The 25676-nt window shown below is 40.4% G+C and carries 26 protein-coding genes, 1 tRNA gene, 1 rRNA gene, 1 other RNA gene and 1 pseudogene; 28 read left to right on the top strand and 2 right to left on the bottom strand.

The features are described from left to right. The first annotated feature begins 125 nt into the window (after positions 1-125). The 4 genes from rrf (at position 126) to FN031_RS07630 (ending at position 2235) form a co-directional block, all read left to right on the top strand. Positions 126-241 (top strand): 5S ribosomal RNA (gene rrf, locus FN031_RS07645). Between the two features lie 5 nt (positions 242-246). Beyond that, positions 247-320 (top strand) — tRNA-Asn (locus FN031_RS07640). 161 nt (positions 321-481) lie between these two features. Then, positions 482-721, top strand: coding sequence for a sigma(X)-activator ComW (comW, locus tag FN031_RS09090; RefSeq protein ID WP_142559094.1), 240 nt, complete (start codon positions 482-484; stop codon positions 719-721). A 227-nt stretch (positions 722-948) separates the two neighbouring features. Beyond that, entirely contained in the window at positions 949-2235 is a 1287-nt protein-coding gene (locus tag FN031_RS07630) for an adenylosuccinate synthase (protein WP_142559106.1), read from the top strand. 480 nt (positions 2236-2715) lie between these two features. Here the strand turns inward: FN031_RS07630 and FN031_RS07625 are convergent, their stop codons facing one another. Continuing rightward, on the bottom strand, positions 2716-3255 hold the full coding sequence (locus FN031_RS07625) for a hypothetical protein (protein ID WP_142559092.1): 540 nt from the start codon (positions 3253-3255) through the stop codon (positions 2716-2718). 301 nt (positions 3256-3556) lie between these two features. Between FN031_RS07625 and tadA the strand changes: the two genes are divergently transcribed. The 15 genes and pseudogenes from tadA (at position 3557) to FN031_RS07550 (ending at position 13466) form a co-directional block, all read left to right on the top strand. Beyond that, complete coding sequence (gene tadA, locus FN031_RS07620; RefSeq protein ID WP_142559090.1) at positions 3557-4024, top strand: tRNA adenosine(34) deaminase TadA; 468 nt, start codon at positions 3557-3559, stop codon at positions 4022-4024. Between the two features lie 32 nt (positions 4025-4056). After that, positions 4057-4156: signal recognition particle sRNA small type (gene ffs / locus FN031_RS07615), an RNA gene on the top strand. A gap of 52 nt (positions 4157-4208) precedes the next feature. Next, a complete protein-coding gene (locus FN031_RS07610) occupies positions 4209-4652 on the top strand; it encodes a dUTP diphosphatase (RefSeq protein ID WP_142559088.1) in 444 nt (147 codons plus the stop codon). Positions 4653-4661: 9 nt separating this feature from the next. After that, positions 4662-5117 carry an isochorismatase family protein gene (locus FN031_RS07605; protein WP_142559086.1) on the top strand — a complete coding sequence of 152 codons (456 nt, stop codon included), beginning with the start codon at positions 4662-4664 and terminating at the stop codon, positions 5115-5117. An 18-nt stretch (positions 5118-5135) separates the two neighbouring features. Then, on the top strand, positions 5136-5651 hold the full coding sequence (locus FN031_RS07600) for a histidine phosphatase family protein (protein WP_142559085.1): 516 nt from the start codon (positions 5136-5138) through the stop codon (positions 5649-5651). 10 nt (positions 5652-5661) lie between these two features. Continuing rightward, positions 5662-5874, top strand: a pseudogene (locus FN031_RS07595) (DNA repair protein RadA); the annotation flags it as partial. A 13-nt stretch (positions 5875-5887) separates the two neighbouring features. After that, positions 5888-6427 (top strand): histidine phosphatase family protein, encoded by a 540-nt coding sequence (locus FN031_RS07590; RefSeq protein ID WP_142559082.1) that lies wholly within the window; start codon positions 5888-5890, stop codon positions 6425-6427. A gap of 10 nt (positions 6428-6437) precedes the next feature. Further along, positions 6438-7802, top strand: a complete 1365-nt coding sequence (gene radA / locus FN031_RS07585) for a DNA repair protein RadA (RefSeq protein WP_142559080.1) — start codon at positions 6438-6440, stop codon at positions 7800-7802. A 71-nt stretch (positions 7803-7873) separates the two neighbouring features. Continuing rightward, a complete protein-coding gene (locus tag FN031_RS07580; RefSeq protein WP_142559078.1) occupies positions 7874-8569 on the top strand; it encodes a TIGR00266 family protein in 696 nt (231 codons plus the stop codon). Between the two features lie 157 nt (positions 8570-8726). Then, the gene (locus FN031_RS07575) at positions 8727-9224 is read left to right on the top strand and encodes a beta-class carbonic anhydrase (protein WP_142559076.1); all 498 of its coding nucleotides are present in this window, start codon (positions 8727-8729) and stop codon (positions 9222-9224) included. Positions 9225-9248: 24 nt separating this feature from the next. Continuing rightward, a complete protein-coding gene (locus FN031_RS07570) occupies positions 9249-10076 on the top strand; it encodes a PrsW family intramembrane metalloprotease (RefSeq protein WP_142559074.1) in 828 nt (275 codons plus the stop codon). 129 nt (positions 10077-10205) lie between these two features. Continuing rightward, complete coding sequence (locus FN031_RS07565) at positions 10206-11174, top strand: ribose-phosphate diphosphokinase (RefSeq protein WP_142559073.1); 969 nt, start codon at positions 10206-10208, stop codon at positions 11172-11174. A 154-nt stretch (positions 11175-11328) separates the two neighbouring features. Next, complete coding sequence (gene abpA / locus FN031_RS07560) at positions 11329-11973, top strand: amylase-binding adhesin AbpA (protein ID WP_142559071.1); 645 nt, start codon at positions 11329-11331, stop codon at positions 11971-11973. 95 nt (positions 11974-12068) lie between these two features. Next, complete coding sequence (srtB, locus tag FN031_RS07555) at positions 12069-12914, top strand: class B sortase, LPKTxAVK-specific (RefSeq protein WP_260604703.1); 846 nt, start codon at positions 12069-12071, stop codon at positions 12912-12914. Positions 12915-13028: 114 nt separating this feature from the next. After that, positions 13029-13466, top strand: coding sequence for a CoA-binding protein (locus FN031_RS07550; RefSeq protein ID WP_142559068.1), 438 nt, complete (start codon positions 13029-13031; stop codon positions 13464-13466). A 29-nt stretch (positions 13467-13495) separates the two neighbouring features. Here the strand turns inward: FN031_RS07550 and FN031_RS07545 are convergent, their stop codons facing one another. Then, entirely contained in the window at positions 13496-14506 is a 1011-nt protein-coding gene (locus tag FN031_RS07545) for a YeiH family protein (protein WP_142559066.1), read from the bottom strand. A 154-nt stretch (positions 14507-14660) separates the two neighbouring features. Here FN031_RS07545 and FN031_RS07540 point away from each other — a divergent pair, with 154 nt between their 5' ends. The 9 genes from FN031_RS07540 (at position 14661) to purN (ending at position 25675) form a co-directional block, all read left to right on the top strand. Then, positions 14661-15830 carry a pyridoxal phosphate-dependent aminotransferase gene (locus tag FN031_RS07540; RefSeq protein WP_142559064.1) on the top strand — a complete coding sequence of 390 codons (1170 nt, stop codon included), beginning with the start codon at positions 14661-14663 and terminating at the stop codon, positions 15828-15830. Further along, entirely contained in the window at positions 15827-16597 is a 771-nt protein-coding gene (gene recO / locus FN031_RS07535; protein ID WP_142559062.1) for a DNA repair protein RecO, read from the top strand. The genes FN031_RS07540 and recO overlap by 4 nt, the downstream gene beginning before the upstream one ends. After that, positions 16594-17586, top strand: coding sequence for a phosphate acyltransferase PlsX (gene plsX, locus FN031_RS07530; protein ID WP_142559061.1), 993 nt, complete (start codon positions 16594-16596; stop codon positions 17584-17586). Before recO ends, plsX begins: the two co-directional genes overlap by 4 nt. A gap of 10 nt (positions 17587-17596) precedes the next feature. Next, complete coding sequence (locus FN031_RS07525) at positions 17597-17833, top strand: acyl carrier protein (protein ID WP_142559058.1); 237 nt, start codon at positions 17597-17599, stop codon at positions 17831-17833. Positions 17834-17970: 137 nt separating this feature from the next. Further along, on the top strand, positions 17971-18678 hold the full coding sequence (purC, locus tag FN031_RS07520; RefSeq protein WP_142559056.1) for a phosphoribosylaminoimidazolesuccinocarboxamide synthase: 708 nt from the start codon (positions 17971-17973) through the stop codon (positions 18676-18678). A 55-nt stretch (positions 18679-18733) separates the two neighbouring features. After that, positions 18734-22459 carry a phosphoribosylformylglycinamidine synthase gene (locus tag FN031_RS07515; RefSeq protein ID WP_142559054.1) on the top strand — a complete coding sequence of 1242 codons (3726 nt, stop codon included), beginning with the start codon at positions 18734-18736 and terminating at the stop codon, positions 22457-22459. Positions 22460-22625: 166 nt separating this feature from the next. Continuing rightward, positions 22626-24068: an amidophosphoribosyltransferase gene (gene purF, locus FN031_RS07510; RefSeq protein ID WP_142559052.1), complete on the top strand. Its 1443-nt coding sequence runs from the start codon at positions 22626-22628 to the stop codon at positions 24066-24068. Between the two features lie 30 nt (positions 24069-24098). Beyond that, a complete protein-coding gene (gene purM, locus FN031_RS07505) occupies positions 24099-25121 on the top strand; it encodes a phosphoribosylformylglycinamidine cyclo-ligase (RefSeq protein ID WP_142559050.1) in 1023 nt (340 codons plus the stop codon). After that, complete coding sequence (gene purN / locus FN031_RS07500; RefSeq protein WP_142559048.1) at positions 25121-25675, top strand: phosphoribosylglycinamide formyltransferase; 555 nt, start codon at positions 25121-25123, stop codon at positions 25673-25675. The genes purM and purN overlap by 1 nt, the downstream gene beginning before the upstream one ends. The last annotated feature ends 1 nt before the right edge of the window (position 25676 follow it).

Genomic DNA, 25676 nt, shown 5'->3' with positions numbered 1-25676 from the left:
GACACATGTAGCGGACTAATACTAATAGCTCGAGGACTTATCCAAAGTAACTGAGAATACGAAGCGTGGTTAGTTTTTAAGTGACATTTGAAAGATATTCAATTTTGAGTATGTATGACTCAAAGTTAAGTGACGATAGCCTAGGAGATACACCTGTTCCCATGCCGAACACAGCAGTTAAGCCCTAGAACGCCGGAAGTAGTTGGGGGTTGCCCCCTGTGAGATATGGAAGTCGCTTAGCTTTTATCCGCCATAGCTCAGTTGGTAGTAGCGCATGACTGTTAATCATGATGTCGTAGGTTCGAGTCCTACTGGCGGAGTATTTAAACGTTCCTTGGAACGTTTTTTTTATTGCTTATGATGTCCATAATTAACTATCTATAATCATCTCAAATGTTTTTTCAGACATTTGAGATTTTTTTGTTCGATTTATCTACAGTTTTGTTATACTTTTTTTATAAAAATGAAATGGAGTATTTAAATGATTCTTGATAAGCTTTATGTAGAATTTTTGGATTTTTATAGTAGTATTCAGGATGAATACCAGGATTGTGGGATTTCTGAATCTGAATGGGAGACTTTTCATCTTAAGTTTCTGCTCTATTATATTGTTCGTTATAAAATTTCTGATATGGGTAATTTTATCACTTATCATTATTTTACATCTTATCGCTTGTATTTGACGCAATTTCTGCAGGTCCATGATCTTAGGTATTGTTAGTAATAATTTTCAATTACGAACATTTTAATTTATTTTAGGTATTTTTACATTTATTTCTTTTTTTATACTTTTATTTTTTAAAAATTGTATAGGTTTTCTTTATGTTTAAAGTTTTTGGTCTTGAAAAAAAGGGTAAACTTTATTATAATAAATTGTAAGGTATTATTGCAGGTGTGATTCCTGCCATGTATTTGAGAAAGGAAGAGCCATTTGGCTCATACAAGATTATGACTTCAGTTGTTGTAGTAGGTACCCAGTGGGGTGATGAAGGTAAAGGGAAGATTACAGACTTCCTTTCAGCTAATGCGGAAGTGATTGCTCGTTACCAAGGCGGAGATAATGCAGGTCACACAATTGTTATTGATGGAAAGAAATTTAAATTGCACTTGATTCCTTCAGGTATTTTCTTCCCAGAAAAAATTTCTGTTATTGGTAATGGGATGGTTGTCAACCCTAAATCTCTTGTAAAAGAATTGTCTTATTTGCATGAAGAAGGTGTTACAACAGATAATCTTAGAATTTCTGATCGTGCCCATGTTATTTTGCCTTATCACATTGAGTTAGACCGTCTTCAAGAAGAAGCTAAGGGTGATAACAAGATTGGGACGACAATTAAAGGAATTGGTCCAGCCTATATGGACAAGGCAGCTCGTGTTGGAATTCGTATTGCAGATCTCTTGGATAAAGAAATTTTCCGTGAACGTTTAGAACGTAATCTTGCTGAGAAAAATCGTCAATTTGTAAAATTGTATGATAGCAAAGCTATGTCAGTTGATGACATCTTTGAAGAATACTATGAATATGGCCAACAAATCAAGCAATATGTGACTGATACTTCTGTTATCTTGAACGACGCGCTTGATAATGGTAAACGAGTTCTCTTTGAGGGTGCACAAGGTGTCATGTTGGATATTGACCAAGGTACTTATCCATTTGTTACTTCATCAAACCCAGTGGCTGGTGGTGTGACAATTGGTTCTGGAGTAGGTCCAAGCAAGATTGACAAAGTTGTCGGTGTATGTAAGGCTTATACAAGTCGTGTAGGTGATGGTCCTTTCCCAACTGAGCTTTTTGATGAAGTTGGCGATCGTATCCGTGAAATTGGTCATGAATATGGAACAACTACAGGCCGCCCACGTCGTGTAGGTTGGTTCGACTCAGTTGTTATGCGTCACAGCCGTCGCGTTTCTGGTATCACAAACCTATCATTGAACTCTATCGATGTTTTGAGTGGCTTGGATACAGTAAAAATCTGTGTGGCTTATGATCTTGATGGTCAACGTATTGATTACTACCCAGCTAGTCTCGAACAATTGAAACGTTGTAAACCAATCTACGAAGAATTGCCTGGTTGGTCTGAAGATATCACTGGAGTACGTAATTTGGAAGACCTTCCTGAAAATGCACGTAACTATGTTCGCCGTGTTAGCGAATTGGTGGGTGTTCGTATTTCAACATTCTCAGTAGGTCCTGGTCGTGAACAGACAAATATTTTAGAAAGTGTTTGGTCATAGGAGATTTTTTAAGATTTGTTTAAGATAGGTCGGATATACTATAGACAGTTACAAGAAGACCTCCTAACTTGTTGTAACAAATTTCCTAAACTTTTCTTTTTCATAATAATCTCCCTATAAAGTCACCGCATTCGGTGGCTTTTTTTGTCAGCTTTTAAGTCATATTTAGGCGGCTTCTTTACTTTTAAGACAAAGAAAAAAACAGTGGGACAGAAATCTTTAGACCAACTCTCGATTTGGTACACCCAGATTTGTGAGGTTTCAACATTTGGGTAAATTGGTTAAAGTTGTGAATTGAGAAAAGAAGCTTTTGTAAAAGAAGCTTTTTGAATTCTCAAATACCAACAAATCGTTCAATTTGCCATCACATCAAAGGCGCATAACTAAGAAAAAATGAGGTTGGAATTTCTGATCCCAGCCTCTTCAGTGAACTATTTTCTTGAGAATTTGTAAGTTAGACAAACTTGAATTTTTTCTGAATCAGCTTACTTGATTATCTGATTTATCACTTTGAAATTGCTTCATTTCGTACATAAAAGCATCTGCTTTTAGTTTGTCTGTGATGATACTGACACTGACTAGCTTATTTAGTTTTTTTTCATGCCCTTCTAAAAAAATAGGATTTCTAATTTTTATGCTTAACTTTACGCAATTAAAAGGACGCTTTTTAATGGTTATTTGTTCGATATCTTGAAGTCCAAATTGATAATGTAATAGGCTGTGGCCTCTACTGCTATAGGTATAATACTGAACAATATTGTTTTTATAAATTTCTAATTTTACTCCATTTATGAAGAGATAATACCCCATAAACCATATAAGGAGGGGAGCATAAATCAGCGCTACCGCCATAACAATCTTGTCTGCAAAATCAGTATTGTAAGTCATCAGACGCTTCAGAATCCAGAGAATCATAACAGATATAGATATCATGGATGGTCCCCCTACTCTATTAAATGTATCTTTATATGGAAACATCAAGGTAAGTTTTGGTTCATCCTGTAAAAATTCTAATTTCATTATTTACCCTTCCATCTTGTTTATTATTTAAATCTCAGGATAATCATCTCTTGGAGACTTATAGTTAAAAATTTTCCGACAGATCTGGACATTCTGTATCAGTTGTCTCCGTTACTCTCAGTTCATGATTTCTAATGTTTCTCTAAATTTTGCTACTATTATACTCTTTTTATAACATTATTTCTACAAACCAGAAATTGAATACTATCTAAAGTTGATTTCTGCAAATATTATAGAGCTCTTTTTTTGTGTTGAGAAACGTGGTATAATGATAGAATTGATAGCTAGGAAGAGAGAAGAGATGAATTATACGCTTGAAGAGAAAGAAGCTTTTATGAGAGAGGCCTTAAAGGAAGCGGAGATTGCTTTAGAGCATGATGAAATCCCCATTGGTTGTGTCATTGTTAAGGACGGACAAATTATTGGTCGTGGGCATAATGCTCGTGAGGAGTTGCAACGGGCAGTCATGCATGCGGAAATTATGGCCATAGAGAATGCTAATTTGAGCGAAGAGAGTTGGCGTTTGCTCGATTGTACGCTTTTTGTGACCATTGAGCCTTGCGTCATGTGTAGTGGGGCAATTGGTCTTGCTCGTATTCCAAAGGTTATTTACGGGGCTAAGAACCAAAAATTTGGTGCTGCTGGTAGTCTGTACGATATCTTGACGGATGAACGTCTCAATCACCGTGTAGAGGTTGAAACGGGGATTTTAGAGGATGAGTGCGCAGGGATTATGCAGGACTTTTTCCGTAATAGACGTAAAAAATAATTTCTCTTTAAAAATAGAGGAAAATGTGGTATAATAAACAGTGGAGCAACAGTTCTGCGTGAAGCGGGTCAGGGGAGGAATCCAGCAGCCCTAAGCGAGTGTGAATTGTGTGCTCTTTTTTCGTGCTTTTTTCGAATAAATAAGATAAAATAGCCTAGAATAAATGATTAAAAAGAGGAATAATATGAAAATTCGTGGTTTTGAATTGGTTTCTAGTTTTACAGATGAAAATCTGTTGCCTAAACGTGAGACAGCGCATGCAGCTGGCTACGACTTAAAGGTTGCGGAGCATACAGTGATTGCACCAGGAGAAATCGTCCTCGTTCCAACTGGAGTCAAGGCTTATATGAAAGCAACAGAGGTACTCTATCTTTATGATCGTTCTTCAAACCCTCGTAAGAAGGGTCTAGTCTTGATCAACTCTGTGGGTGTCATTGATGGAGACTACTATGGCAATCCAGGAAATGAAGGACATATCTTTGCACAGATGAAAAACATTACCGACCAAGAAGTTGTTCTTGAAGTTGGGGAACGTATAGTTCAGGCTGTTTTTGCACCATTTTTAATCGCAGATGGAGATGAGGCAGACGGAGTACGTACTGGTGGATTTGGATCAACTGGGAAATAGAGGAATAAAATGGCAGACTATTTATTAGTTGTAGACATGCAGTCAGATTATGTTGCTGTAGGAAAAGCATATCATGAAGAACTGACTGCAGCTGTAAATGACAAAATTGCTACCTATCCCAGCGACCGAGTTATCTATATTCTCAATCGTTTTTTCTGGGAGAGAAAAGACAGAAAGAAGAAATTTGCGACCGGCTTGTCGCTTGTATCTTCTCGTATCTTTGAGAAGCGTCGGGCTTCTTGCTTTACTAATCCGGATTTAAAAGATTTTTTAGAGGAAAACGGTGCTAGAAGCATAGAGTTTGTAGGGGTAGATGGTAATGGCTGTGTTAAGGCTTCCGTTTTGGCAGCTACCAAGGAGAATTATCAGGTTTCTGTCGATTTGTCTGCTGTCGGAGTTGCCAACCAGAAGAAATTCTCTAAAACACTGAAGCAGTGGCAAGATTGCGGAATCAAGATTGGATAGTTTTATGGGAATCTTAATATGAAAATTATTTTTATCCGTCATGGAGAGCCAGATTATCGTGAATTAGAGGAGCGTTCTTATACGGGATTTGGGATAGACTTGGCCCCTTTATCGGTGAAAGGAAGAAAGCAAGCTCAGGAACTTTGCAAAAATCTTTTGTTTGGCTCAGCTGATATTCTGGTGTCTTCTGCAGTGACGCGAGCATTAGAAACGGCTTCTTATGTATCTTGTGCTACTGGGCTTCCTTTGAGAGTGGAGCCATTATTGCATGAATGGCAGGTCTATGAAAGTGGCATAGATAGATTTGAAGAAGCTAGAAGACTATTTTTAGAAAATAATGGGAAGTTGCTCCCAAATTCTCCTGTTCAATATGAGACAGCTGTAGAGATGAAGACTCGTTTTCTAGAATGCATGGCTAAGTATCGGGAACATCAAACTGTTGTAGTTGTAGCCCATCGAATGCTCATGCGCCAATTTGTACCAGACGAGAGGATTGATTTTTGCCAAGTAATTGAGTGTGAGGTAGAAATTTAGAAAGAGGTTTATCATCGCAAAGAAAAAAACGACATTTGTGTGTCAAAATTGTGAATATAATTCACCAAAGTATTTAGGACGTTGCCCCAACTGTGGAGCTTGGTCTTCTTTTATTGAAGAGGTCGAGGTTGCAGAGGTCAAGAATGCGCGTGTGTCCTTGACAGGTGAGAAAACCAAGCCTATGAAATTGGCTGAAGTAACTTCTATTGGATTTGGATCGACAGGGGGGCACTAAGATGAAGATTATCTTTGTACGTCATGGAGAGCCAGATTACAGTATGCTTGATAAACTTGAAAATCCGCGACTCTATAGTGGTTTTGGTCGTGATTTAGCACCATTGACAGGAAAAGGTCGCAGTCTGGCAAAAGAAGTTGCTAAAACTGCATGTTTTGGAAAGGCAGAGATTATTATTTCATCGTCTGTGACGAGGGCTTTAGAAACAGCACATTATATAGCGGTTGAAACAGGATTGGACTTATTTGTGGAGCCGTTTTTTCATGAGTGGCGTCCAGACTTAGATGGTACTAACTCTGATTTAACTAGTGTATTGGTAGCTCATGAATATTATCTAAAACATCAAGGAGTTTTATCTGAAGATTCTCCTTATCGCTATGAAACTGATCTAGAGATGCGTCATCGTTTTTTAAGAGCTTTGGAAAAATATAAAAATTATAAAACTATTATCATTGTAACTCACGGAATGCTGATGCGCCAATTTGTACCAGACGAGAAGATTGATTTTTGCCAAGTAATTGAGTGTGAGGTAGAAATTTAGAAAGAGGTTTATCATCGTAAAGAAAAAAACGACATTTGTGTGTCAAAATTGTGAATATAATTCCCCCAAGTATTTAGGGCGCTGTCCAAACTGTGGGTCTTGGTCTTCCTTTGTCGAGGAGGTTGAGGTCGCAGAGGTCAAGAATGCGCGTGTGTCCTTGACAGGTGAGAAAACCAAGCCTATGAAATTGGCTGAAGTAACTTCTATTAATGTCAATCGGACCAAGACTGAGATGGAGGAATTCAACCGTGTACTCGGTGGGGGTGTGGTACCAGGGAGTCTCGTCCTCATTGGTGGAGATCCAGGTATTGGAAAATCAACCCTTCTCTTACAAGTATCAACCCAGTTGTCTCAAGTAGGAACAGTTCTCTATGTCAGTGGGGAGGAGTCTGCTCAACAGATCAAACTCCGTGCAGAGCGCTTGGGAGATATTGATAGTGAGTTTTATCTCTATGCTGAGACCAATATGCAGAGCGTGAGAGCTGAGGTGGAGCGAATCCAACCAGACTTTCTTATCATCGATTCGATTCAGACCATTATGTCTCCTGAGATTTCTGGAGTGCAAGGGTCAGTTTCTCAAGTGCGGGAAGTGACGGCTGAGCTCATGCAGCTGGCCAAGACCAATAACATTGCTATCTTTATCGTCGGCCATGTGACTAAGGAAGGAACTTTGGCTGGTCCTCGTATGTTGGAGCATATGGTGGATACGGTGCTTTACTTTGAAGGGGAACGCCACCATACCTTCCGTATCTTGAGAGCAGTCAAAAATCGTTTTGGTTCGACCAATGAGATTGGGATTTTTGAGATGCAGTCAGGTGGTTTGGTTGAAGTTCTTAATCCTAGTGAAGTGTTTCTGGAAGAACGCTTGGATGGAGCCACTGGTTCGTCAATCGTTGTGACTATGGAAGGGACACGTCCAATTCTTGCGGAAGTGCAGGCCTTGGTGACACCGACCATGTTTGGAAATGCTAAGCGTACGACGACAGGCCTTGACTTCAATCGTGCTAGTCTGATTATGGCTGTTTTGGAAAAACGGGCAGGTCTCTTGCTTCAAAATCAGGATGCCTATCTTAAATCAGCTGGTGGTGTCAAATTAGATGAATCTGCTATTGACCTGGCTGTTGCAGTTGCTATTGCTTCGAGCTACAAGGACAAACCAACCAATCCCCAGGAATGTTTTGTAGGAGAGTTGGGCTTAACGGGAGAAATCCGACGGGTCAATCGTATTGAGCAACGCATCAATGAAGCCGCAAAACTAGGCTTTACAAAGATCTATGTACCCAAAAATTCCTTGACGGGCATTAAACCGCCTAAGGAAATTCAGGTGATTGGGGTGACGACTATTCAGGAAGTCTTGAAAAAGGTATTCTCTTAATAGTTATGGTCAGTTTTAGATAACTAATTTTTTTATTGCTAACATTTATTAAAAGTAAGGAGGAATTTCTGATGAAATTTTCTATGGATAGTCACATGCAATTTCCTTTGGTAGAGTTATCGCTCAATCAGGGAGAAACGGTCTTCATTCAGCGCAGTAGCATGGTCTACCATACACCTAATGTAAGTCTCAATACCCAGCTCAATGCAAGCGGTTCTGGTTTGGGACGTTTTGTCAAAGCTGTAGGACGTTCAATGGTTTCTGGTGAAAGTACCTTTATCACTCAAGCTGTTGCAGAGTCTGACAACGGAAACCTTGCTTTAGCACCAGATACTCCTGGTCAAGTGATTGCTCTTAAGCTAGGCGAAAAGCAATACCGATTGAATGATGGGGCCTTTTTAGCTCTTGATGGTACAGCTTTCTATACAATGGAGCGCCAGTCTATTGGAAAAGCTCTGTTCGGAGGGCAAGGTGGTCTTTTTGTGATGACTACCCAAGGTCAGGGGACTCTTTTGGCCAATGCTTTTGGTTCGATTAAGAAAATTGAGCTGCAAAACCAAGAAATAACGATTGACAATGCCCATGTAGTGGCTTGGAGCCAATCTTTGGACTATGACATCCACTTAGAAAACGGCTTCTGGCAGTCTATCGGTACGGGTGAAGGAGTGGTGAACACCTTCCGAGGTACTGGTGAAGTCTATGTACAAAGTCTCAATCTTCAGAGCTTTGCAGGCTCACTCAATAAGTATATCCAAAAAGGATCATAAACATAAAACTAGGACAGAAGCCCAAGCTAGAAGCTGGATATCTCTGTTCTAGTTTTTCAATGAAAGCTGAAAACTGACAAGACAAAGAAAAGATGGTAAGATAGGAGATAAATAATTTGGTGTTCAAATTATCTTGCAGACTAGAAAGTGAGTTGTCATGTCCTATTTTGAAAATTTTTTAAAAGCTAATCAAGCCTATGTAGAGCTACATGGAGAACTCCATTTACCAATTAAACCAAAGACAAAGGTTGCAATCGTAACTTGTATGGACTCGCGTTTACACGTTGCACCAGCTCTAGGGTTAGCTCTTGGAGATGCCCATATTTTACGGAATGCGGGTGGTCGAGTGACAGAGGATATGATTCGCTCGCTTGTGATTTCCCAGCAACAAATGGGAACAAGAGAGATTGTGGTGCTCCATCATACAGACTGCGGCGCTCAAACCTTCAATAACGAGGATTTCCAAGAACATTTGAAATGTGAATTTGGAGTAGATGTATCTGGGCAGGACTTTTTACCGTTTCAAGACATCGATGAGAGTGTCCGAGAGGATATGAAGTTGTTGCGAGAATGTCCGTTAATTCCCGAAGATGTCATTATTTCAGGAGCTGTTTACGATGTGGATACAGGGAGTATGAGAGTAGTAGAATTATAAGAATAGATTTTAGAAAGATAGTGTATGAAGAAAAATATTATTGTATTTGTTTTTATTTTATTAATGTGTATTGGTTTACAGTATGAGACCTTGTACTATATAGATGGTTCGATGTCTGGAACAGAGTATGGAGTGATGGGACTTTCTATCCTTGTTGCACTTTGTTACATGGTGCCAGCTATTTATTGTCTATATCGTATTGGGAAAAGATGGGAAACACCAAAGAAGGCATTAACCCTATCCTTGCTAGGTGGCTTATTTATTTCAGGTTGGCTATCTAGTTTTGCAAATACCTATATACATAATTTACTAACCGATCTTTTCCCAGACAGTTCTTTCTTGAACGCCTTGGAAAATGCGATTGTCGCTCCTCTTGTAGAGGAACCTTTGAAATTATTGCCACTTGCCTTTGTTTTGTATTTGATTCCTGTGAAGAAATTAAAATCAGTATTCTTAATGGGAGTAGCATCAGGTTTAGGATTTCAAATAATTGAGGATATCAGCTATATTCGTACGGACTTATCAGAGGGATTGGCCTATACATTATCTAGAATTTTAGAGCGTATAACCTCAGCGATTGCCTCACATTGGACTTTTTCAGGTCTTGCTATCTTAGGCATTTATTTACTATACAGAGCTTATAGAGGTCAGAAGGCAATGATAAAACCTGGTTTTAGTTACTTGGGCTTGGCTTTTGGGACACACTTTTTATTTAATTCCCCAATTGTCGAGTTGGAAACAGAGGTACCACTTGCTTTTCCTCTTGTAACTGCAATTACACTCTATAGTTTTTATAAGGCTGTTCATTTTGTTGACAAACACAATGACATGCTGACTAAAGAGATTTCTTAATAAAACAGAGACAAGGATAGAATGTTTATCCTTGTTTTATTTTTGTTGAAAAATAGAGAAAAAAGCGCTACAATGGTAGATGGAAAATATCGCAAAAAAACACAAGTGATACAAAAAGTGGAGGGAATCATGTCTTTTTCTGATTTAAAGCTCTTTGCCCTTTCTTCAAATAGAGAATTAGCAGAGCGTGTGGCGCAAGAGATTGGAATGGAATTGGGGAAATCAAGTGTTCGCCAATTTTCAGACGGGGAAATTCAGGTCAATATAGCAGAGTCTATTCGTGGTAAGCATGTCTATATTTTACAATCAACAAGCTCACCTGTTAATGACAACTTGCTTGAGATTTTGATTATGGTAGATGCTTTAAAACGTGCAAGTGCAGAATCAGTTAACGTTGTAATGCCATACTATGGTTATGCACGTCAGGATAGAAAGGCGAGAGCTCGTGAACCAATCACTGCAAAACTCGTTGCAAATATGCTAGAGGTTGCTGGAGTTGATCGCTTACTAACGATTGATTTACACGCGGCACAGATTCAAGGATTCTTTGATATTCCTGTTGATCACTTGATGGGAGCTCCTCTGATTGCAGATTACTTTGAGCGTCGCGGCATGGTCGGATCAGACTACGTTGTGGTCAGCCCAGACCACGGTGGTGTAACTCGTGCCCGTAAGTTGGCGGAGTTTTTGAAAACACCAATTGCCATTATTGATAAACGTCGAAGTGTAGACAAGATGAACACTAGTGAAGTAATGAATATCATTGGTAAGGTAGAAGGCAAAACTTGTATCTTGATTGATGATATGATTGACACAGCTGGAACTATCTGTCACGCTGCTGATGCTTTGGCTGAAGCAGGTGCTGTGGAAGTGTACGCGAGCTGTACGCACCCAGTATTATCAGGACCAGCTTTGGAGAACATCCAAAAATCTGCTATCAAAAAGTTGGTGGTTTTAGATACTATCTACCTTCCTGAAGAACGTTTAATTGATAAGATTGAGCAAATTTCAATCGCCCATCTTCTTGGAGATGCGATTATTCGTATCCATGAAAAACGTCCACTATCACCATTATTTAGCATTGAGCGAACAATTTAATCAAATTTAGTTTTTACTATTTCTTTACTAATTTTTTTAAAAAACTTAAAAATTATTTTAAAAATGCTTGACAGCATTATTATATGTGATATACTATTGGTAGTAAGGGATTCCCTTATAAATTAAATTAATAAATAAAAGAGGAGATAAAACAATGAAGAAAGTTTTATTATCATCAGTAGTAGCTCTTGCTGTATTCTCAGCAGCAGCTCCAGCATTTGCAGATATCAACGGTGGAGCTAACACTCCTGGACCATATGATTCACGTGAAGCATATGAAAACCAATCTGAATTTGTAAGTGCTCGTACAGTTGAAGAGTACCTTAGCTATCATGCAGGAGAAATCAAAGCTGAAGCAGCAGCTGATCCAGCAGTTGTAGCAGCTAAAAAAGAATTTGATGCTGTCGAAGGCGGATCACACCTTTACGGTGAAAAGAAAGCAGCTTATGAGGCAGCTTACAATACTGCATTCTTGAATGTACGTAATAAGTACGTACAAAAATTCCAAGAAGTTCAAAACACAGCTAAGAAAAAAGAAAGCCGTTACTATATCTTGAACGAAACTCCAGAACAAGCTAACGCTCGTTACTTGAAAGAACATGGAATTAACCCTGAACAAGCTAAAGCAGCTGATGCAGCTCAACCAGGTGCAGCTAACAACGGTGCTAAACCAGGTGCAGCAGCTAACAAAGATGAAGCTAAAAACTCAGAAAGCAAAGCAGGTGCTGCAGCTAAAGCTGGTAAAGCTGACTCTAAACAAGCTGGTAAAGCACTTCCAAAAACAAGCGCAGTTAAATAATTATAATTAATTAGCTCTTAAAGAAAATATCACTGAGTCTTCGGGTTCAGTGATATTTTTTAGACAAAAACTAATACTTAGGAGAATACTGATTTATGAATCGAGCAAAGAAAACCCCGACTTCTAAAGGTAAGGTACTTGGGCTCTTATTTGGCTTTATAGCTGTTGTTGCGCTAATTCTTGGATTTACTGTCTTTAATCCGTTTAATAGTAATTCAACGACAAATCAAGCAGCAGAAACAACTACTACAACAACTATTGAACAAGAATTAAAATATAGTCCTAGTCAAGAGGAAAAAGAGTATTTGGCTAATCGTTTTGCCCAACTAAAAGGAGTAAATTCGGAAGCTATTGCTTATGTTTATGCTCCTGGTACTGAGTTAGATGAGCCAGTTGTACAGACTAGCGATAACTCTACCTACTTGGATAAGACTTTTGAGGGTGGTAACCAACCTTTCTTAGGAACTGTTTTCATGGATATGGATAATAAGAAAGATTTTAGTGATCGTTTGACATGGTTATTTGGTCATGCTCGTGGAAGCAAAGTAGGTGACCACCGTATGTTTAACGATGTCAATTACTATGATAGTCAAGAATATTTTGATAAACATCCATATGTAGTAATTGAAACACCTGAACGTAAGTATTATTACGAAGCAATGGGCTTGGTCATTGTTCCTGAAGAAACTGCTTTCTACCGTACAAGCTTTAAGGACGATGAGGACTTTACTACCCAATTAAATAATATTTATGAGGCTGCACGTACTAAGAATCCAAATATTAAGATTAATGCTTCAGATAAGTACTTAGTACTTTCTACTTGTCGTGAAGAGGATGATACTATCCGTTCTAACCTGTACCTTCGTCAAATTCCTGATTCAGAGATGGAAGAGTTTGTGAAGCAACATGGAGAGCAACTTGCTTATAAAGCAACAAGATAAAATTTAAAAATGAATCTTCTTAAATCGGTTTATAGGGTTTAAGAAGATTTTTTATATCAAAAATTCGCTAGTATTAGTAAATTATGCTATACTGGTTGAAAAAGGAGGTTTTGCATGAGCGAACTATTTAAAAACCCTAGTGATGGCGTAATACGTCAGTATTTAACAACTAGCAAAACGGTAGCGGTAGTAGGTCTGTCTGATCGTGAGGAAACCACTAGTAATCGTGTATCCAAGGAGATGCAGTCTCGAGGATATAGAATCATTCCAGTCAATCCGAAATTAGCAGGCCAGGAAATTCTTGGAGAAAAGGCATATGCAAGTCTTGCTGAGATTCCTTTTCATGTAGATATTGTGGATGTTTTCCGTCGTAGCGAGTTTTTACCAGATGTTGCACGTGACTTTCTACAAGCAGATGCACAGATTTTCTGGGCCCAACTTGGTCTTGAAAATCAAGAGGCAGAAGAAATTCTCCGAGCTGGCGGATGTGAAGATATTGTTATGAATCGTTGTATTAAGAAAGAACATACACGATTGATTCTAGAACAATAAAAAAGTAGCTGAAAAGCTACTTTTTTTTATTAAAAGATACCGATAAGTGTTTGCATGCCAAGACTAGTCAGGATGATAGCAATCCAGCAAAGGGCTCCAAGAAGAATGGATTTTCCACTGGATTTGACCATGGCGATGAGGTTGGTTTTGAGACCGATAGCACTCATGGCCATGATGATGAGGAATTTGGAGAGTTGTTTAAGAGGCGCGAAGAAGCTACTGCTGACACCGAAAGAAGTGAGAATGGTCGTTAGCAGAGAAGCTAGGATAAAGTAGAGAATGAAAACGGGGAAGATTTTTTTAAGCTTTACCCCTTGGTTGTTGCCTTGTTGACGACTTTGCCAGTAGGATAGAAAGAGAGTAATAGGGATAATAGCTAGGGTGCGTGTCAGTTTAACAATAGTGGCAGACTCAAGAGTGTTTGTATGGTAAAGACTATCCCAGGCGCTAGCGGTAGCTGTTACAGAGGAAGTGTCGTTGACCGCAGTACCTGCAAAGAGAGCAAAACCTTCGTTGGAAAGATGGAGCCAAGAACCTAGAGTTGGAAAGATGAGAGCCGCCAGGACATTGAAGAAAAAGATAACTGAGATAGCTTGGGCTACTTCTTTTTCCTTGGCATGGATGACAGGAGCTGTCGCTGCAATGGCAGAACCACCGCAGATAGAAGAACCTACTCCAATCAAGGTAGCTATTTTTGTGTCCAGTGCAAAAAAACGTTGGAACAGATAGGCTACAATCAAAGCAATAGAAATAGTAGAGAGGATGACAGGGAGAGATGATTTTCCAACTGCGAAAACTTGTGAGATATTGAGACCAAAACCCAGTAAGATGACTGCGTATTGGAGCAGTTTTTTGGAGCTATAAGTCAAGCCTGCATCCAGTTGTTTGTAGTTAGAGAGAAAGGGATGGAGCAACATACCGATAAAAATGGCAAAAACTGGTGCTCCCACAACAGGCAGAAAGCCTCCTAAAACCCAAGAGATGATTGAGATGATCAGACAGGCTAACAGCCCTGCCCAATTTTTTGATAGAAATGACATAAAAACCTCCGAAAATAAGCACTTCTTATTATAATCTTATCTGTCAGAAAAGTAAAATAGAAAGTAGGAATAAGGTTGTAAATTAACGGAATTTTGCGGTCAGAGAGCTTTTGTAGTATAATAGATATATGTTCTTTGATCAAGGAGGATATATATGGGCTTAACCAAACGATTTAATAAACAATTAGATAAGATACAAGTTTCCTTGATTCGTCAGTTTGACCAGGCGATTTCAGAGATTCCTGGAGTCCTGCGATTGACCTTGGGAGAACCAGATTTTACAACGCCAGATCATGTCAAGGAAGCTGCAAAGCGAGCCATTGACCAAGATCAATCCTACTATACAGGGATGAGCGGTTTGTTGACATTGCGTCAGGCGGCGAGTGATTTTGTAAAAGAGAAATATCAGCTGGACTATAATCCAGAGAATGAAATTTTGGTCACAATTGGTGCGACAGAGGCTCTATCAGCTACTTTGACAGCCATTTTGGAGGAAGGAGACAAGGTTCTCTTGCCAGCTCCTGCCTATCCAGGATACGAGCCTATTGTCAATCTAGTTGGTGCAGAGATTGTTGAGATTGATACGACTGAGAATGGTTATGTCTTAACTCCAGAAATGCTAGAGAAAGCCATTCTAGAACAGGGAGACAAGCTCAAGGCAGTCATTCTCAACTATCCAGCTAACCCTACAGGAATTACCTATAGTCGCGAACAATTAGAAGCTTTAGCAGTTGTTTTACGCAAGTATGAGATTTTTGTTGTGTGTGATGAGGTCTACTCAGAATTGACCTACACAGGGGAAAATCATGTATCTTTGGGAACTATGCTGAGAGATCAAGCCATTATCATTAACGGTCTTTCTAAATCCCATGCCATGACAGGTTGGCGTTTAGGTTTTATCTTTGCACCAGCAAACTTCACAGCTCAACTTATCAAGAGTCATCAGTATTTGGTAACTGCTGCAAACACCATGGCGCAACATGCTGCAGTAGAAGCCTTAACAGCTGGTAAAGATGATGCAGAACCGATGAAGAAGGAATATATCCAACGTCGGGACTACATTATCGACAAGATGACTGACCTTGGCTTTGAGATTATCAAACCAGATGGGGCTTTTTATATCTTTGCTAAGATTCCAGCAGGCTATAATCAAGATTCCTTTGCTTTTCTGAAGGATTTTGCCCAGAAGAAGGCTGTTGCCTTCATTCCTGGTGCTGCCTTTGGTCAGTATGGAGAGGGCTATGTTCGCCTATCTTATGCAGCTAGCATGGGAACCATCAGAGAAGCTATGAAACGACTTGAGGAGTACATGAGAGAAGCATGATTCAATCGATTACGAGTCAGGGTTTAGTACTTTACAATCGAAATTTTCGAGAGGATGATAAGCTTGTTAAAATCTTTACAGAACAGGCAGGGAAGCGCATGTTTTTTGTCAAACACGCTGGCCAATCCAAACTAGCTCCTGTCATTCAACCTTTAGTTTTGGCCCATTTTCTCCTAAAAGTCAATGACGATGGACTTAGTTATATAGAAGATTATCATGAGGTGAAGACTTTTCCGAAAATCAATAGTGACCTCTTTGTTATGGCTTATGCGACTTACGTTGCAGCCTTGGCAGATGCGAGTTTGCAGGATAACCAAGAAGATGCTCCCTTATTTGCTTTTTTGCAAAAGACTTTAGAGCTGATGGAAGAGGGTCTGGATTATCAAGTTTTGACCAATATTTTTGAAATTCAAATATTGACACGTTTTGGAATCAGTCTCAACTTTAATGAGTGTACTTTTTGTCATCGTGTGGGACAAGCCTTTGACTTCTCCTTCAAATACGGGGGGTGTCTTTGTCCCGATCATTACCATGAAGATGAGAAACGATGTCATTTAAATCCCAATATTCCCTATCTGCTCAATCAATTTCAGGCTATTGATTTTGACACTCTAGAGACTATTTCTCTTAAGTCAGAAATCAAGCAAGAATTGCGTAAGTTTATGGACCAGATTTACGAAGAGTATGTCGGAATTCACCTAAAATCAAAGAAATTTATTGATTCCCTAGCAGATTGGGGACAACTACTAAAAGAGGAAAACAAATGAAAAAAATCGCAGTAGATGCAATGGGTGGTGATTACGCACCACAAGCCATCGTTGAGGGTGTTAACCAAGCCCTTGCTGACTTTTCAGATATTGAAATTCAACTTTACGGAGACGAAAGTAAAATCAACCAATATCTCACAGCTCAAGAACGTGTGAGCATTATCCATACAGATGAAAAAATAAATTCTGATGACGAGCCTACAAAAGCTATCCGTAAGAAGAAAAACGCCAGTATGGTATTAGCAGCCAAGGCTGTCAAAGATGGAGAGGCAGATGCTATTCTTTCTGCAGGAAATACAGGCGCTTTGCTAGCCGCAGGATTTTTCATCGTTGGCCGTATCAAAAATATTGATCGACCTGGATTGATGTCAACATTACCAACTATAGATGGAAAAGGCTTTGATATGCTTGACCTTGGTGCCAATGCAGAAAATACAGCCCATCACCTTCATCAATATGCCATCCTAGGATCCTTCTATGCCAAAAATGTTCGTGGAATTGAAAATCCTCGTGTAGGTTTGCTTAATAACGGGACAGAGAGTAGCAAGGGAGACCCACTTCGTAAGGAATCTTATGACTTGCTAGCAGCTGATGAGAGCTTGAACTTTATCGGTAATGTGGAAGCGCGTGATTTGATGGATGGAGTCGCTGATGTAGTTGTAACAGATGGTTTCACGGGAAACGCTGTGCTCAAAGCTATTGAAGGGACTGCTATGGGTATCATGGGTTTGCTCAAAAATGCTATTGCAGGTGGGGGACTTAGAGCTAAGCTAGGCGCTATCCTTCTTAAGGATAATCTCAGAGGTTTTAAAAAACAGTTGAACTATTCAGATGTTGGGGGTGCGGTTCTATTTGGTGTTAAGGCACCGGTGGTTAAGACTCATGGCTCAAGTGATGCCAAAGCTGTCTATAGCACAATACGCCAAATTCGTACCATGCTTGAGACAGATGTAGTTGCCCAAACTGCGCGTGAATTTTCAGAGGAATAAGGAGAATAATATGACAGAACAACAAATTTTTGACCGTATCGTGACCATCATCCAAGAACGTCAAGGAGAGGACTTTGTAGTTACTGAAAACTTGAGTTTGAAGGATGATTTAGATGCTGATTCAGTAGATTTGATGGAATTTGTCCTAACAATTGAGGATGAATTTGGAATCGAAATCGGTGATGAAGAAATTGATCATCTCCAAAGCGTGGCAGATGTATTAGAAATTATTAAAAATAGAATATAAGAAAAAGCAACATGCAGGGCATGTTGCTTTTTCTAAACGTTTTAAAACAGAGAATGCGTTTTCGTTCGCAAAATATTTGATTTATGCTTATTATTGTGTTAGAATGAGGCCAAGTAATACGAAAGGCGAATGATAAAATGTCCAGCAAACTTATTTATACGGGAAAAGCTAAAGATATCTATACTACAGAAGACGAACATGTGATTAAGTCGGTCTATAAGGACCAGGCAACCATGCTGAATGGAGCTCGCAAAGAGACCATTGAGGGTAAAGGTGTGCTAAATAATCAGATTTCGTCTCTTATTTTCGAAAAATTGAATGCTGCTGGTGTGGCTACTCACTTTATCGAACGTATCTCTGATACCGAACAACTCAACAAGAAGGTTACCATCATTCCTTTGGAGGTTGTGCTTCGTAACGTAACTGCGGGTTCTTTCTCCAAACGGTTTGGCGTGGAAGAAGGTGTGGAATTGGAAACTCCAATCGTTGAATTTTACTACAAAAACGATGAGTTGGATGATCCCTTTATCAATGATGAGCATGTGAAGTTTTTGGATATTGCTAATGATGAGCAAACTGCTTATATCAAGGAAGAAACACGTCGTATCAATGAGTTGTTGAAGGGTTGGTTTGAGCAAATTGGTCTGCGTTTGATTGACTTTAAATTGGAATTTGGTTTTGATAAGGATGGCAAGATCATCTTGGCCGATGAATTCTCACCAGATAACTGCCGTCTTTGGGACGCGGAAGGGCATCATATGGACAAGGATGTTTTCCGTAGGGATTTGGGAAGTCTGACAGATGTATATCAGGTTGTCTTGGAGAAGTTGCAGGGCTTGAAGTAAAGTTTTACTTGGTCGTCACTACAGTCTTTAAGTAGAAATAGATAAAGGAAATAAAATGGATAAACGTATTTTCGTTGAGAAAAAAGCTGATTTTCGTGTGAAATCTCACTCTTTAGTAAAGGAATTACAGCATAATCTTCAGTTGAAAACTTTGAAGGATCTTCGTATCATACAGGTTTATGATGTCTTTGATTTGGCAGAGGATTTGTTTGCGCGTGCGGAAAAACATATCTTCTCTGAGCAAGTGACCGATACTGTTTTGGATGAAGCTACGATCAAGGCAGATCTTGCTAACTATGCTTTCTTTGCTATCGAAAGCTTGCCTGGTCAATTTGACCAACGTGCAGCATCTTCGCAAGAAGCTTTGCTTTTGCTAGGAAGTTCTAGTGAAGTGACAGTCAATACTGCTCAATTGTACTTGGTTAACAAGGATATTGATGCGAATGAATTGGAAGCTGTTAAAAACTATCTCTTGAACCCAGTGGATTCTCGTTTCAAGGATATCACGACAGGGATTGCCAAGCAGGATTTCTCAGAGTCTGATAAGACCATTCCAAACTTGGATTTCTTTGAAACTTATACGGCAGAAGAATTTGCTCAATATAAGGCTGAGCAAGGATTGGCCATGGAAGTGGATGACCTTCTCTTCATCCAAGACTATTTCAAATCCATTGGACGTGTGCCAACTGAGACGGAGCTTAAGGTTTTGGATACTTACTGGTCTGACCACTGCCGTCATACAACTTTCGAGACTGAATTAAAAAACATCGACTTCTCAGCTTCTAAATTCCAAAAACAATTGCAAGCAACTTATGACAAGTATATCGCTATGCGTGATGAGTTGGGACGTACGGAAAAACCTCAAACCTTGATGGATATGGCGACTATTTTTGGTCGTTATGAGCGTGCCAATGGTCGTTTGGATGACATGGAAGTTTCTGACGAAATCAATGCCTGCTCAGTTGAAATTGATGTGGATGTCAATGGTGTCAAAGAACCATGGCTTCTCATGTTCAAAAACGAAACTCACAACCACCCAACGGAAATTGAACCATTTGGTGGAGCGGCTACTTGTATCGGTGGGGCTATTCGTGACCCATTGTCAGGTCGTTCATACGTTTACCAAGCTATGCGTATTTCAGGTGCTGGCGATATTACAACTCCGATTTCAGAAACTCGCGCTGGAAAATTGCCACAACAAGTGATTTCTAAAACAGCAGCTCACGGTTATTCTTCATACGGCAACCAAATTGGTCTTGCAACAACCTATGTTCGTGAATACTTCCACCCAGGTTTCGTTGCTAAGCGTATGGAGCTAGGTGCCGTGGTCGGTGCGGCTCCTAAGGAAAATGTTGTCCGTGAAAAACCTGAAGCAGGTGATGTGATTATCTTGCTCGGTGGTAAGACTGGACGTGATGGTGTCGGTGGTGCGACAGGTTCATCTAAAGTTCAAACGGTTGAATCTGTTGAAACAGCTGGTGCTGAGGTTCAAAAAGGGAATGCCATCGAAGAACGTAAGATCCAACGTCTTTTCCGTAATGGGGAAGTGACACGTCTTATCAAGAAATCAAATGACTTTGGTGCTGGTGGCGTCTGCGTAGCGATCGGTGAATTGGCTGATGGACTTGAAATTGATCTAGACAAAGTACCATTGAAATATCAAGGCTTGAACGGTACCGAAATTGCCATCTCTGAATCTCAAGAGCGTATGGCTGTGGTAGTTCGTCCAGAAGACGTAGATGACTTCATTGCAGCATGTAACAAAGAAAATATTGACGCGGTTGTCGTTGCGACAGTGACTGAAAAACCAAATCTTGTTATGCACTGGAATGGCGAAACCATCGTTGATTTGGAACGTCGTTTCCTTGATACAAACGGTGTACGTGTAGTTGTGGATGCTAAGGTAGTTGACAAGGATGTCAAGCTTCCAGAAGAACGCCAAACATCTGCCGAAACCCTTGAAGCAGATACGCTTGCAGTCTTGGCTGACCTTAACCATGCCAGTCAAAAAGGCTTGCAAACCATCTTTGATAGCTCAGTTGGTCGTTCAACAGTCAATCACCCACTTGGTGGTCGCTACCAAATCACACCAACTGAAGCTTCTGTACAGAAATTGCCAGTCCAACATGGTGTGACAACAACTGCTTCTGTTATGGCGCAAGGGTTCAACCCTTATGTAGCAGAATGGTCTCCATATCATGGTGCTGCTTATGCGGTCATCGAAGCAACTGCTCGTTTGGTTGCTGCTGGTGCAAACTGGTCTAAGGCTCGTTTCTCTTACCAAGAATACTTCGAGCGTATGGATAAACAAGCAGAGCGTTTTGGTCAGCCAGTAGCAGCTCTTCTTGGATCTATTGAAGCTCAGATTCAACTTGGTTTACCATCTATCGGTGGGAAGGACTCTATGTCTGGTACTTTTGAAGAATTGACAGTACCACCAACCTTGGTTGCCTTTGGTGTGACAACAGCAGACAGCCGTAAAGTCCTTTCTCCAGAATTTAAGGCTGCTGGTGAAAATATCTACTACATCCCAGGTCAAGCTTTGGCCCAAGAGATTGATTTTGATCTCATCAAGTCTAACTTTGCTCAGTTTGAAGCAATCCAAGCTAACCATAAAGTGACATCTGCATCAGCTGTCAAATATGGTGGTGTCCTTGAATCTCTTGCCCTTGCAACATTTGGTAACCATATCGGTGCCACTGTAACCCTTGAAAATCTTGAGACTGCCTTGACAGCTCAATTGGGAGGATTCGTCTTCACATCTCCGGAAGAGATTGCAGGTGTTGCCAAGATTGGACAAACAGTAGCTGACTTTACACTTGCTGTCAATGGTGTAACGCTTGATGGACATAAACTTGACAGTGCCTTCCAAGGTAAATTGGAAGAGGTTTACCCAACTGAATTTGCACAAGCAACTGAGATCGAAGAAGTACCTGCTGTAGCGTCAGATGCGGTTATCAAAGCTAAAGAAACAGTTGAGACACCAGTGGTTTACATCCCAGTATTCCCAGGTACCAACTCTGAGTACGATTCAGCTAAGGCCTTTGAAAAAGAAGGTGCAAAAGTCAACTTAGTACCATTTGTCACACTTAACGAAGAGGCTATTGTCAAGTCTGTTGACACTATGGTTGACAATATCGAAAAAGCAAACATTATCTTCTTTGCTGGTGGCTTCTCAGCAGCGGATGAACCAGATGGATCAGCTAAATTTATCGTTAATATCTTGCTTAACGAAAAAGTACGTGCAGCTATCGATAGCTTCATCGAATGTGGTGGTTTAATCATCGGTATCTGTAACGGATTCCAAGCCCTTGTCAAATCAGGTCTTCTTCCATATGGTAACTTTGAAGATGCAAGCAGTACGAGTCCAACCCTCTTCTACAATGATGCCAACCAACACGTGGCTAAGATGGTAGAAACACGTATTGCCAACACGAACTCACCATGGCTTGCTGGCGTGAAAGTTGGGGATATCCATGCCATTCCAGTATCACACGGTGAAGGCAAATTTGTCGTGACGGCTGAAGAATTTGCGGAACTCCGTGATAATGGTCAAATCTTTAGCCAATATGTTGACTTTGAAGGCAAACCAAGCATGGATTCTAAATACAATCCAAATGGTTCTATCAATGCGATTGAAGGTATCACAAGCAAGAACGGTCAAATCATTGGTAAGATGGGTCACTCAGAACGTTTCGAAGACGGACTCTTCCAAAATATTCCAGGGAATAAAGATCAATATCTCTTTGCATCAGCTGTAAAATACTTTGCTGGGAAATAAGATTTGCAGATTTTCAAATAGATAATATCAGTAAGGTAAAAGTCATGTAGTTCTAGTTCGTGATGATTGCAAAGGATTTATTTTGCAAGTGAAACGAGCTTCTACCGTATCATTCCGCTCTAGTATCGTTAAGGAATGATACACAAATAAAAATTAGGTATATAAAATGACATACGAAGTAAAATCTCTTAATGAAGAATGTGGTGTTTTTGGTATCTGGGGTCATCCCGAGGCTGCTAAATTAACTTATTTTGGCCTCCATAGTCTTCAGCACCGTGGTCAGGAGGGGGCAGGAATCCTCTCCAATGACCAAGGGAAATTGAAGCGTCATCGTGATATGGGGCTTCTATCAGAAGTTTTTAGAAATCCAGCGAAATTGGATAAACTGACAGGAGCAGGAGCTATTGGACATGTGCGCTATGCGACTGCTGGGGAAGCGTCTGTTGACAATATTCAACCCTTCTTCTTTCGCTTTCATGATATGCAGTTTGGTCTTGCCCACAATGGGAATTTGACCAATGCTGCATCTCTTAAGACAGAACTAGAACAAAGAGGAGCAATTTTTAGCTCGACCTCTGATTCAGAGATTCTGGCTCATTTGATTCGCCGAAGTCACAATCCTATCCTGCTGGGGAAAATCAAGGAAGCACTCAGTCTTGTTAAAGGTGGTTTTGCCTATCTCTTGATGTTTGAAGACAAGCTGATTGCAGCTTTAGATCCAAACGGTTTCCGTCCACTTTCTATCGGGAAATTAGCTAATGGAGCAGTGGTTGTTTCTTCTGAAACCTGTGCTTTTGAAGTTATTGGAGCAGAGTGGATTCGTGATGTGAAACCTGGTGAGATTGTCATTATTGATGATAATGGTATCCAGTATGATAGTTATACAGATGAAACTCAATTAGCTATCTGTTCCATGGAGTACATCTATTTTGCACGTCCTGACTCTAATATCCATGGAGTTAATGTACACACAGCTCGTAAGAGAATGGGAGCTCAACTGGCACGTGAGTTCAAGCATGAAGCCGATATCGTAGTCGGGGTGCCAAACTCCTCACTCAGCGCAGCGATGGGCTTTGCCGAAGAATCAGGTCTGCCAAATGAAATGGGTCTGATAAAGAATCAATACACCCAACGTACCTTTATCCAACCGACTCAAGAATTGCGTGAGCAAGGGGTTCGAATGAAATTGTCTGCCGTTTCTGGTGTCGTGAAAGGCAAACGTGTGGTCATGATTGATGACTCGATTGTGCGAGGAACAACATCTCGTCGTATTGTCCAACTCTTGAAAGAAGCGGGGGCATCAGAAGTACACGTTGCCATCGGGAGTCCTGCTCTTGCCTATCCATGTTTTTACGGGATTGATATCCAGACACGTCAGGAGTTGATTGCGGCTAATCATACCGTTGAGGAAACTTGCCAAATCATAGGTGCGGATAGTCTGACCTATCTTTCTATTGATGGCTTGATTGACTCTATTGGGATTGAAACAGATGCGCCAAATGGTGGTCTCTGTGTGGCTTACTTTGATGGGAAATATCCAACTCCTCTCTATGACTATGAAGAAGAATATCGTAGAAGTTTAGAAGAAAAAACGAGTTTTTACAAATAAAATTCCCCATTGAAGGAAAGGAAAAAACAAATGACAAATAAAAATGCATACGCCCAATCTGGTGTGGACGTTGAAGCGGGTTATGAAGTTGTTGAACGGATCAAAAAACACGTAGCACGTACGGAGCGTGCAGGTGTCATGGGAGCTCTTGGTGGTTTTGGTGGCATGTTTGACCTTTCAAAAACAGGTGTTAAAGAGCCAGTTTTGATCTCAGGAACTGACGGTGTTGGAACCAAGCTCATGTTAGCTATCAAGTACGACAAACACGATACTATCGGACAAGACTGTGTGGCTATGTGTGTCAACGATATCATTGCTGCAGGCGCGGAGCCCCTCTACTTCTTAGACTATGTGGCGACTGGGAAAAATGAACCAGCTAAGCTAGAACAAGTGGTTGCTGGTGTGGCTGAAGGTTGTGTACAAGCAGGTGCAGCCCTCATCGGTGGGGAAACTGCTGAAATGCCTGGTATGTATGGCGAAGACGACTATGACTTGGCTGGCTTTGCTGTTGGTGTTGCAGAAAAATCTCAAATCATCGACGGTTCAAAAGTAGCAGAGGGAGACGTCCTTCTCGGACTTGCTTCCAGTGGTATCCACTCAAATGGCTATTCACTTGTTCGTCGTGTCTTTGCTGATTACACAGGGGAAGAAGTCTTGCCAGAATTGGAAGGCAAGAAACTCAAGGACGTTCTTTTGGAACCTACTCGCATCTATGTCAAGGCTGTCTTGCCGCTCATTAAAGAGGAATTGGTGAATGGGATTGCCCACATCACAGGTGGTGGTTTCATCGAAAATGTGCCACGTATGTTCTCAGATGATTTGGCTGCTGAAATTGGCGAAAGCAAAGTTCCAGTCCTTCCAATTTTCAAAGCCCTTGAAAAATATGGTCAAATCAAACACGAAGAAATGTTTGAAATCTTCAACATGGGGATTGGTCTCATGCTTGCGGTGAAACCAGAAAATGTTGAACGTGTCAAAGAACTTCTTGACGAACCTGTTTATGAAATCGGTCGTATTGTGAAGAAAGATGGCGCAAGTGTGGTGATTAAATAATGGCTAAAAAGATTGCTGTTTTTGCCTCTGGCAACGGCTCAAACTTTCAGGTGATTGCAGAGCAATTTCCAGTTGAATTTGTCTTTTCAGATCACCGGAATGCCTATGTACTTGAGCGTGCAGAAAATCTTGGAGTTTTATCCTATGCCTTCGAACTCAAGGAGTTTGAGAGCAAAGCAGACTACGAAGGAGCCATCGTCGAACTCTTAGATGAGCACCAGATTGACTTGGTTTGTCTCGCAGGCTATATGAAAATCGTTGGCCCAACTTTACTAGCAGCTTATGAAGGCCGTATCATCAATATTCACCCAGCTTTTCTCCCTGAATTTCCAGGCGCTCATGGTATTGAGGATGCTTGGAATGCAGGTGTGGACCAGTCTGGCGTGACGATTCACTGGGTGGACTTAGGTGTTGATACAGGCCAAGTCATTAAACAGGTTCGTGTGCCAAGATTGGCTGATGACACTCTTGAGAGTTTTGAATTCCGCATCCATGAAACAGAATACCAGCTTTATCCAGAAGTTTTGGATAGTTTGGGAGTTGCACGAAAATAAG

The sequence above is a fragment of the Streptococcus mitis genome (genome assembly GCF_902159415.1).
GTDB classification, from domain to species: Bacteria; Bacillota; Bacilli; order Lactobacillales; family Streptococcaceae; genus Streptococcus; species Streptococcus mitis_BG.
The sequence above is the reverse complement of the archived record's forward strand: the minus strand, read 5'-3'. Positions and strand labels throughout refer to the sequence as shown.

What these genes read in the sequence shown, in the direction of transcription:
- comW (WP_142559094.1), top strand. Translation starts at nt 482, where the DNA reads ATGATTCTTGATAAGCTTTATGTAGAATTTTTGGATTTTTATAGTAGT.
- FN031_RS07630 (WP_142559106.1), top strand. Translation starts at nt 949, where the DNA reads ATGACTTCAGTTGTTGTAGTAGGTACCCAGTGGGGTGATGAAGGTAAA.
- FN031_RS07625 (WP_142559092.1), bottom strand. Translation starts at nt 3,255, where the DNA reads ATGAAATTAGAATTTTTACAGGATGAACCAAAACTTACCTTGATGTTT.
- tadA (WP_142559090.1), top strand. Translation starts at nt 3,557, where the DNA reads ATGAATTATACGCTTGAAGAGAAAGAAGCTTTTATGAGAGAGGCCTTA.
- FN031_RS07610 (WP_142559088.1), top strand. Translation starts at nt 4,209, where the DNA reads ATGAAAATTCGTGGTTTTGAATTGGTTTCTAGTTTTACAGATGAAAAT.
- FN031_RS07605 (WP_142559086.1), top strand. Translation starts at nt 4,662, where the DNA reads ATGGCAGACTATTTATTAGTTGTAGACATGCAGTCAGATTATGTTGCT.
- FN031_RS07600 (WP_142559085.1), top strand. Translation starts at nt 5,136, where the DNA reads ATGAAAATTATTTTTATCCGTCATGGAGAGCCAGATTATCGTGAATTA.
- FN031_RS07590 (WP_142559082.1), top strand. Translation starts at nt 5,888, where the DNA reads ATGAAGATTATCTTTGTACGTCATGGAGAGCCAGATTACAGTATGCTT.
- FN031_RS07580 (WP_142559078.1), top strand. Translation starts at nt 7,874, where the DNA reads ATGAAATTTTCTATGGATAGTCACATGCAATTTCCTTTGGTAGAGTTA.
- FN031_RS07575 (WP_142559076.1), top strand. Translation starts at nt 8,727, where the DNA reads ATGTCCTATTTTGAAAATTTTTTAAAAGCTAATCAAGCCTATGTAGAG.
- FN031_RS07570 (WP_142559074.1), top strand. Translation starts at nt 9,249, where the DNA reads ATGAAGAAAAATATTATTGTATTTGTTTTTATTTTATTAATGTGTATT.
- FN031_RS07565 (WP_142559073.1), top strand. Translation starts at nt 10,206, where the DNA reads ATGTCTTTTTCTGATTTAAAGCTCTTTGCCCTTTCTTCAAATAGAGAA.
- abpA (WP_142559071.1), top strand. Translation starts at nt 11,329, where the DNA reads ATGAAGAAAGTTTTATTATCATCAGTAGTAGCTCTTGCTGTATTCTCA.
- srtB (WP_260604703.1), top strand. Translation starts at nt 12,069, where the DNA reads ATGAATCGAGCAAAGAAAACCCCGACTTCTAAAGGTAAGGTACTTGGG.
- FN031_RS07550 (WP_142559068.1), top strand. Translation starts at nt 13,029, where the DNA reads ATGAGCGAACTATTTAAAAACCCTAGTGATGGCGTAATACGTCAGTAT.
- FN031_RS07545 (WP_142559066.1), bottom strand. Translation starts at nt 14,506, where the DNA reads ATGTCATTTCTATCAAAAAATTGGGCAGGGCTGTTAGCCTGTCTGATC.
- FN031_RS07540 (WP_142559064.1), top strand. Translation starts at nt 14,661, where the DNA reads ATGGGCTTAACCAAACGATTTAATAAACAATTAGATAAGATACAAGTT.
- recO (WP_142559062.1), top strand. Translation starts at nt 15,827, where the DNA reads ATGATTCAATCGATTACGAGTCAGGGTTTAGTACTTTACAATCGAAAT.
- plsX (WP_142559061.1), top strand. Translation starts at nt 16,594, where the DNA reads ATGAAAAAAATCGCAGTAGATGCAATGGGTGGTGATTACGCACCACAA.
- FN031_RS07525 (WP_142559058.1), top strand. Translation starts at nt 17,597, where the DNA reads ATGACAGAACAACAAATTTTTGACCGTATCGTGACCATCATCCAAGAA.
- purC (WP_142559056.1), top strand. Translation starts at nt 17,971, where the DNA reads ATGTCCAGCAAACTTATTTATACGGGAAAAGCTAAAGATATCTATACT.
- FN031_RS07515 (WP_142559054.1), top strand. Translation starts at nt 18,734, where the DNA reads ATGGATAAACGTATTTTCGTTGAGAAAAAAGCTGATTTTCGTGTGAAA.
- purF (WP_142559052.1), top strand. Translation starts at nt 22,626, where the DNA reads ATGACATACGAAGTAAAATCTCTTAATGAAGAATGTGGTGTTTTTGGT.
- purM (WP_142559050.1), top strand. Translation starts at nt 24,099, where the DNA reads ATGACAAATAAAAATGCATACGCCCAATCTGGTGTGGACGTTGAAGCG.
- purN (WP_142559048.1), top strand. Translation starts at nt 25,121, where the DNA reads ATGGCTAAAAAGATTGCTGTTTTTGCCTCTGGCAACGGCTCAAACTTT.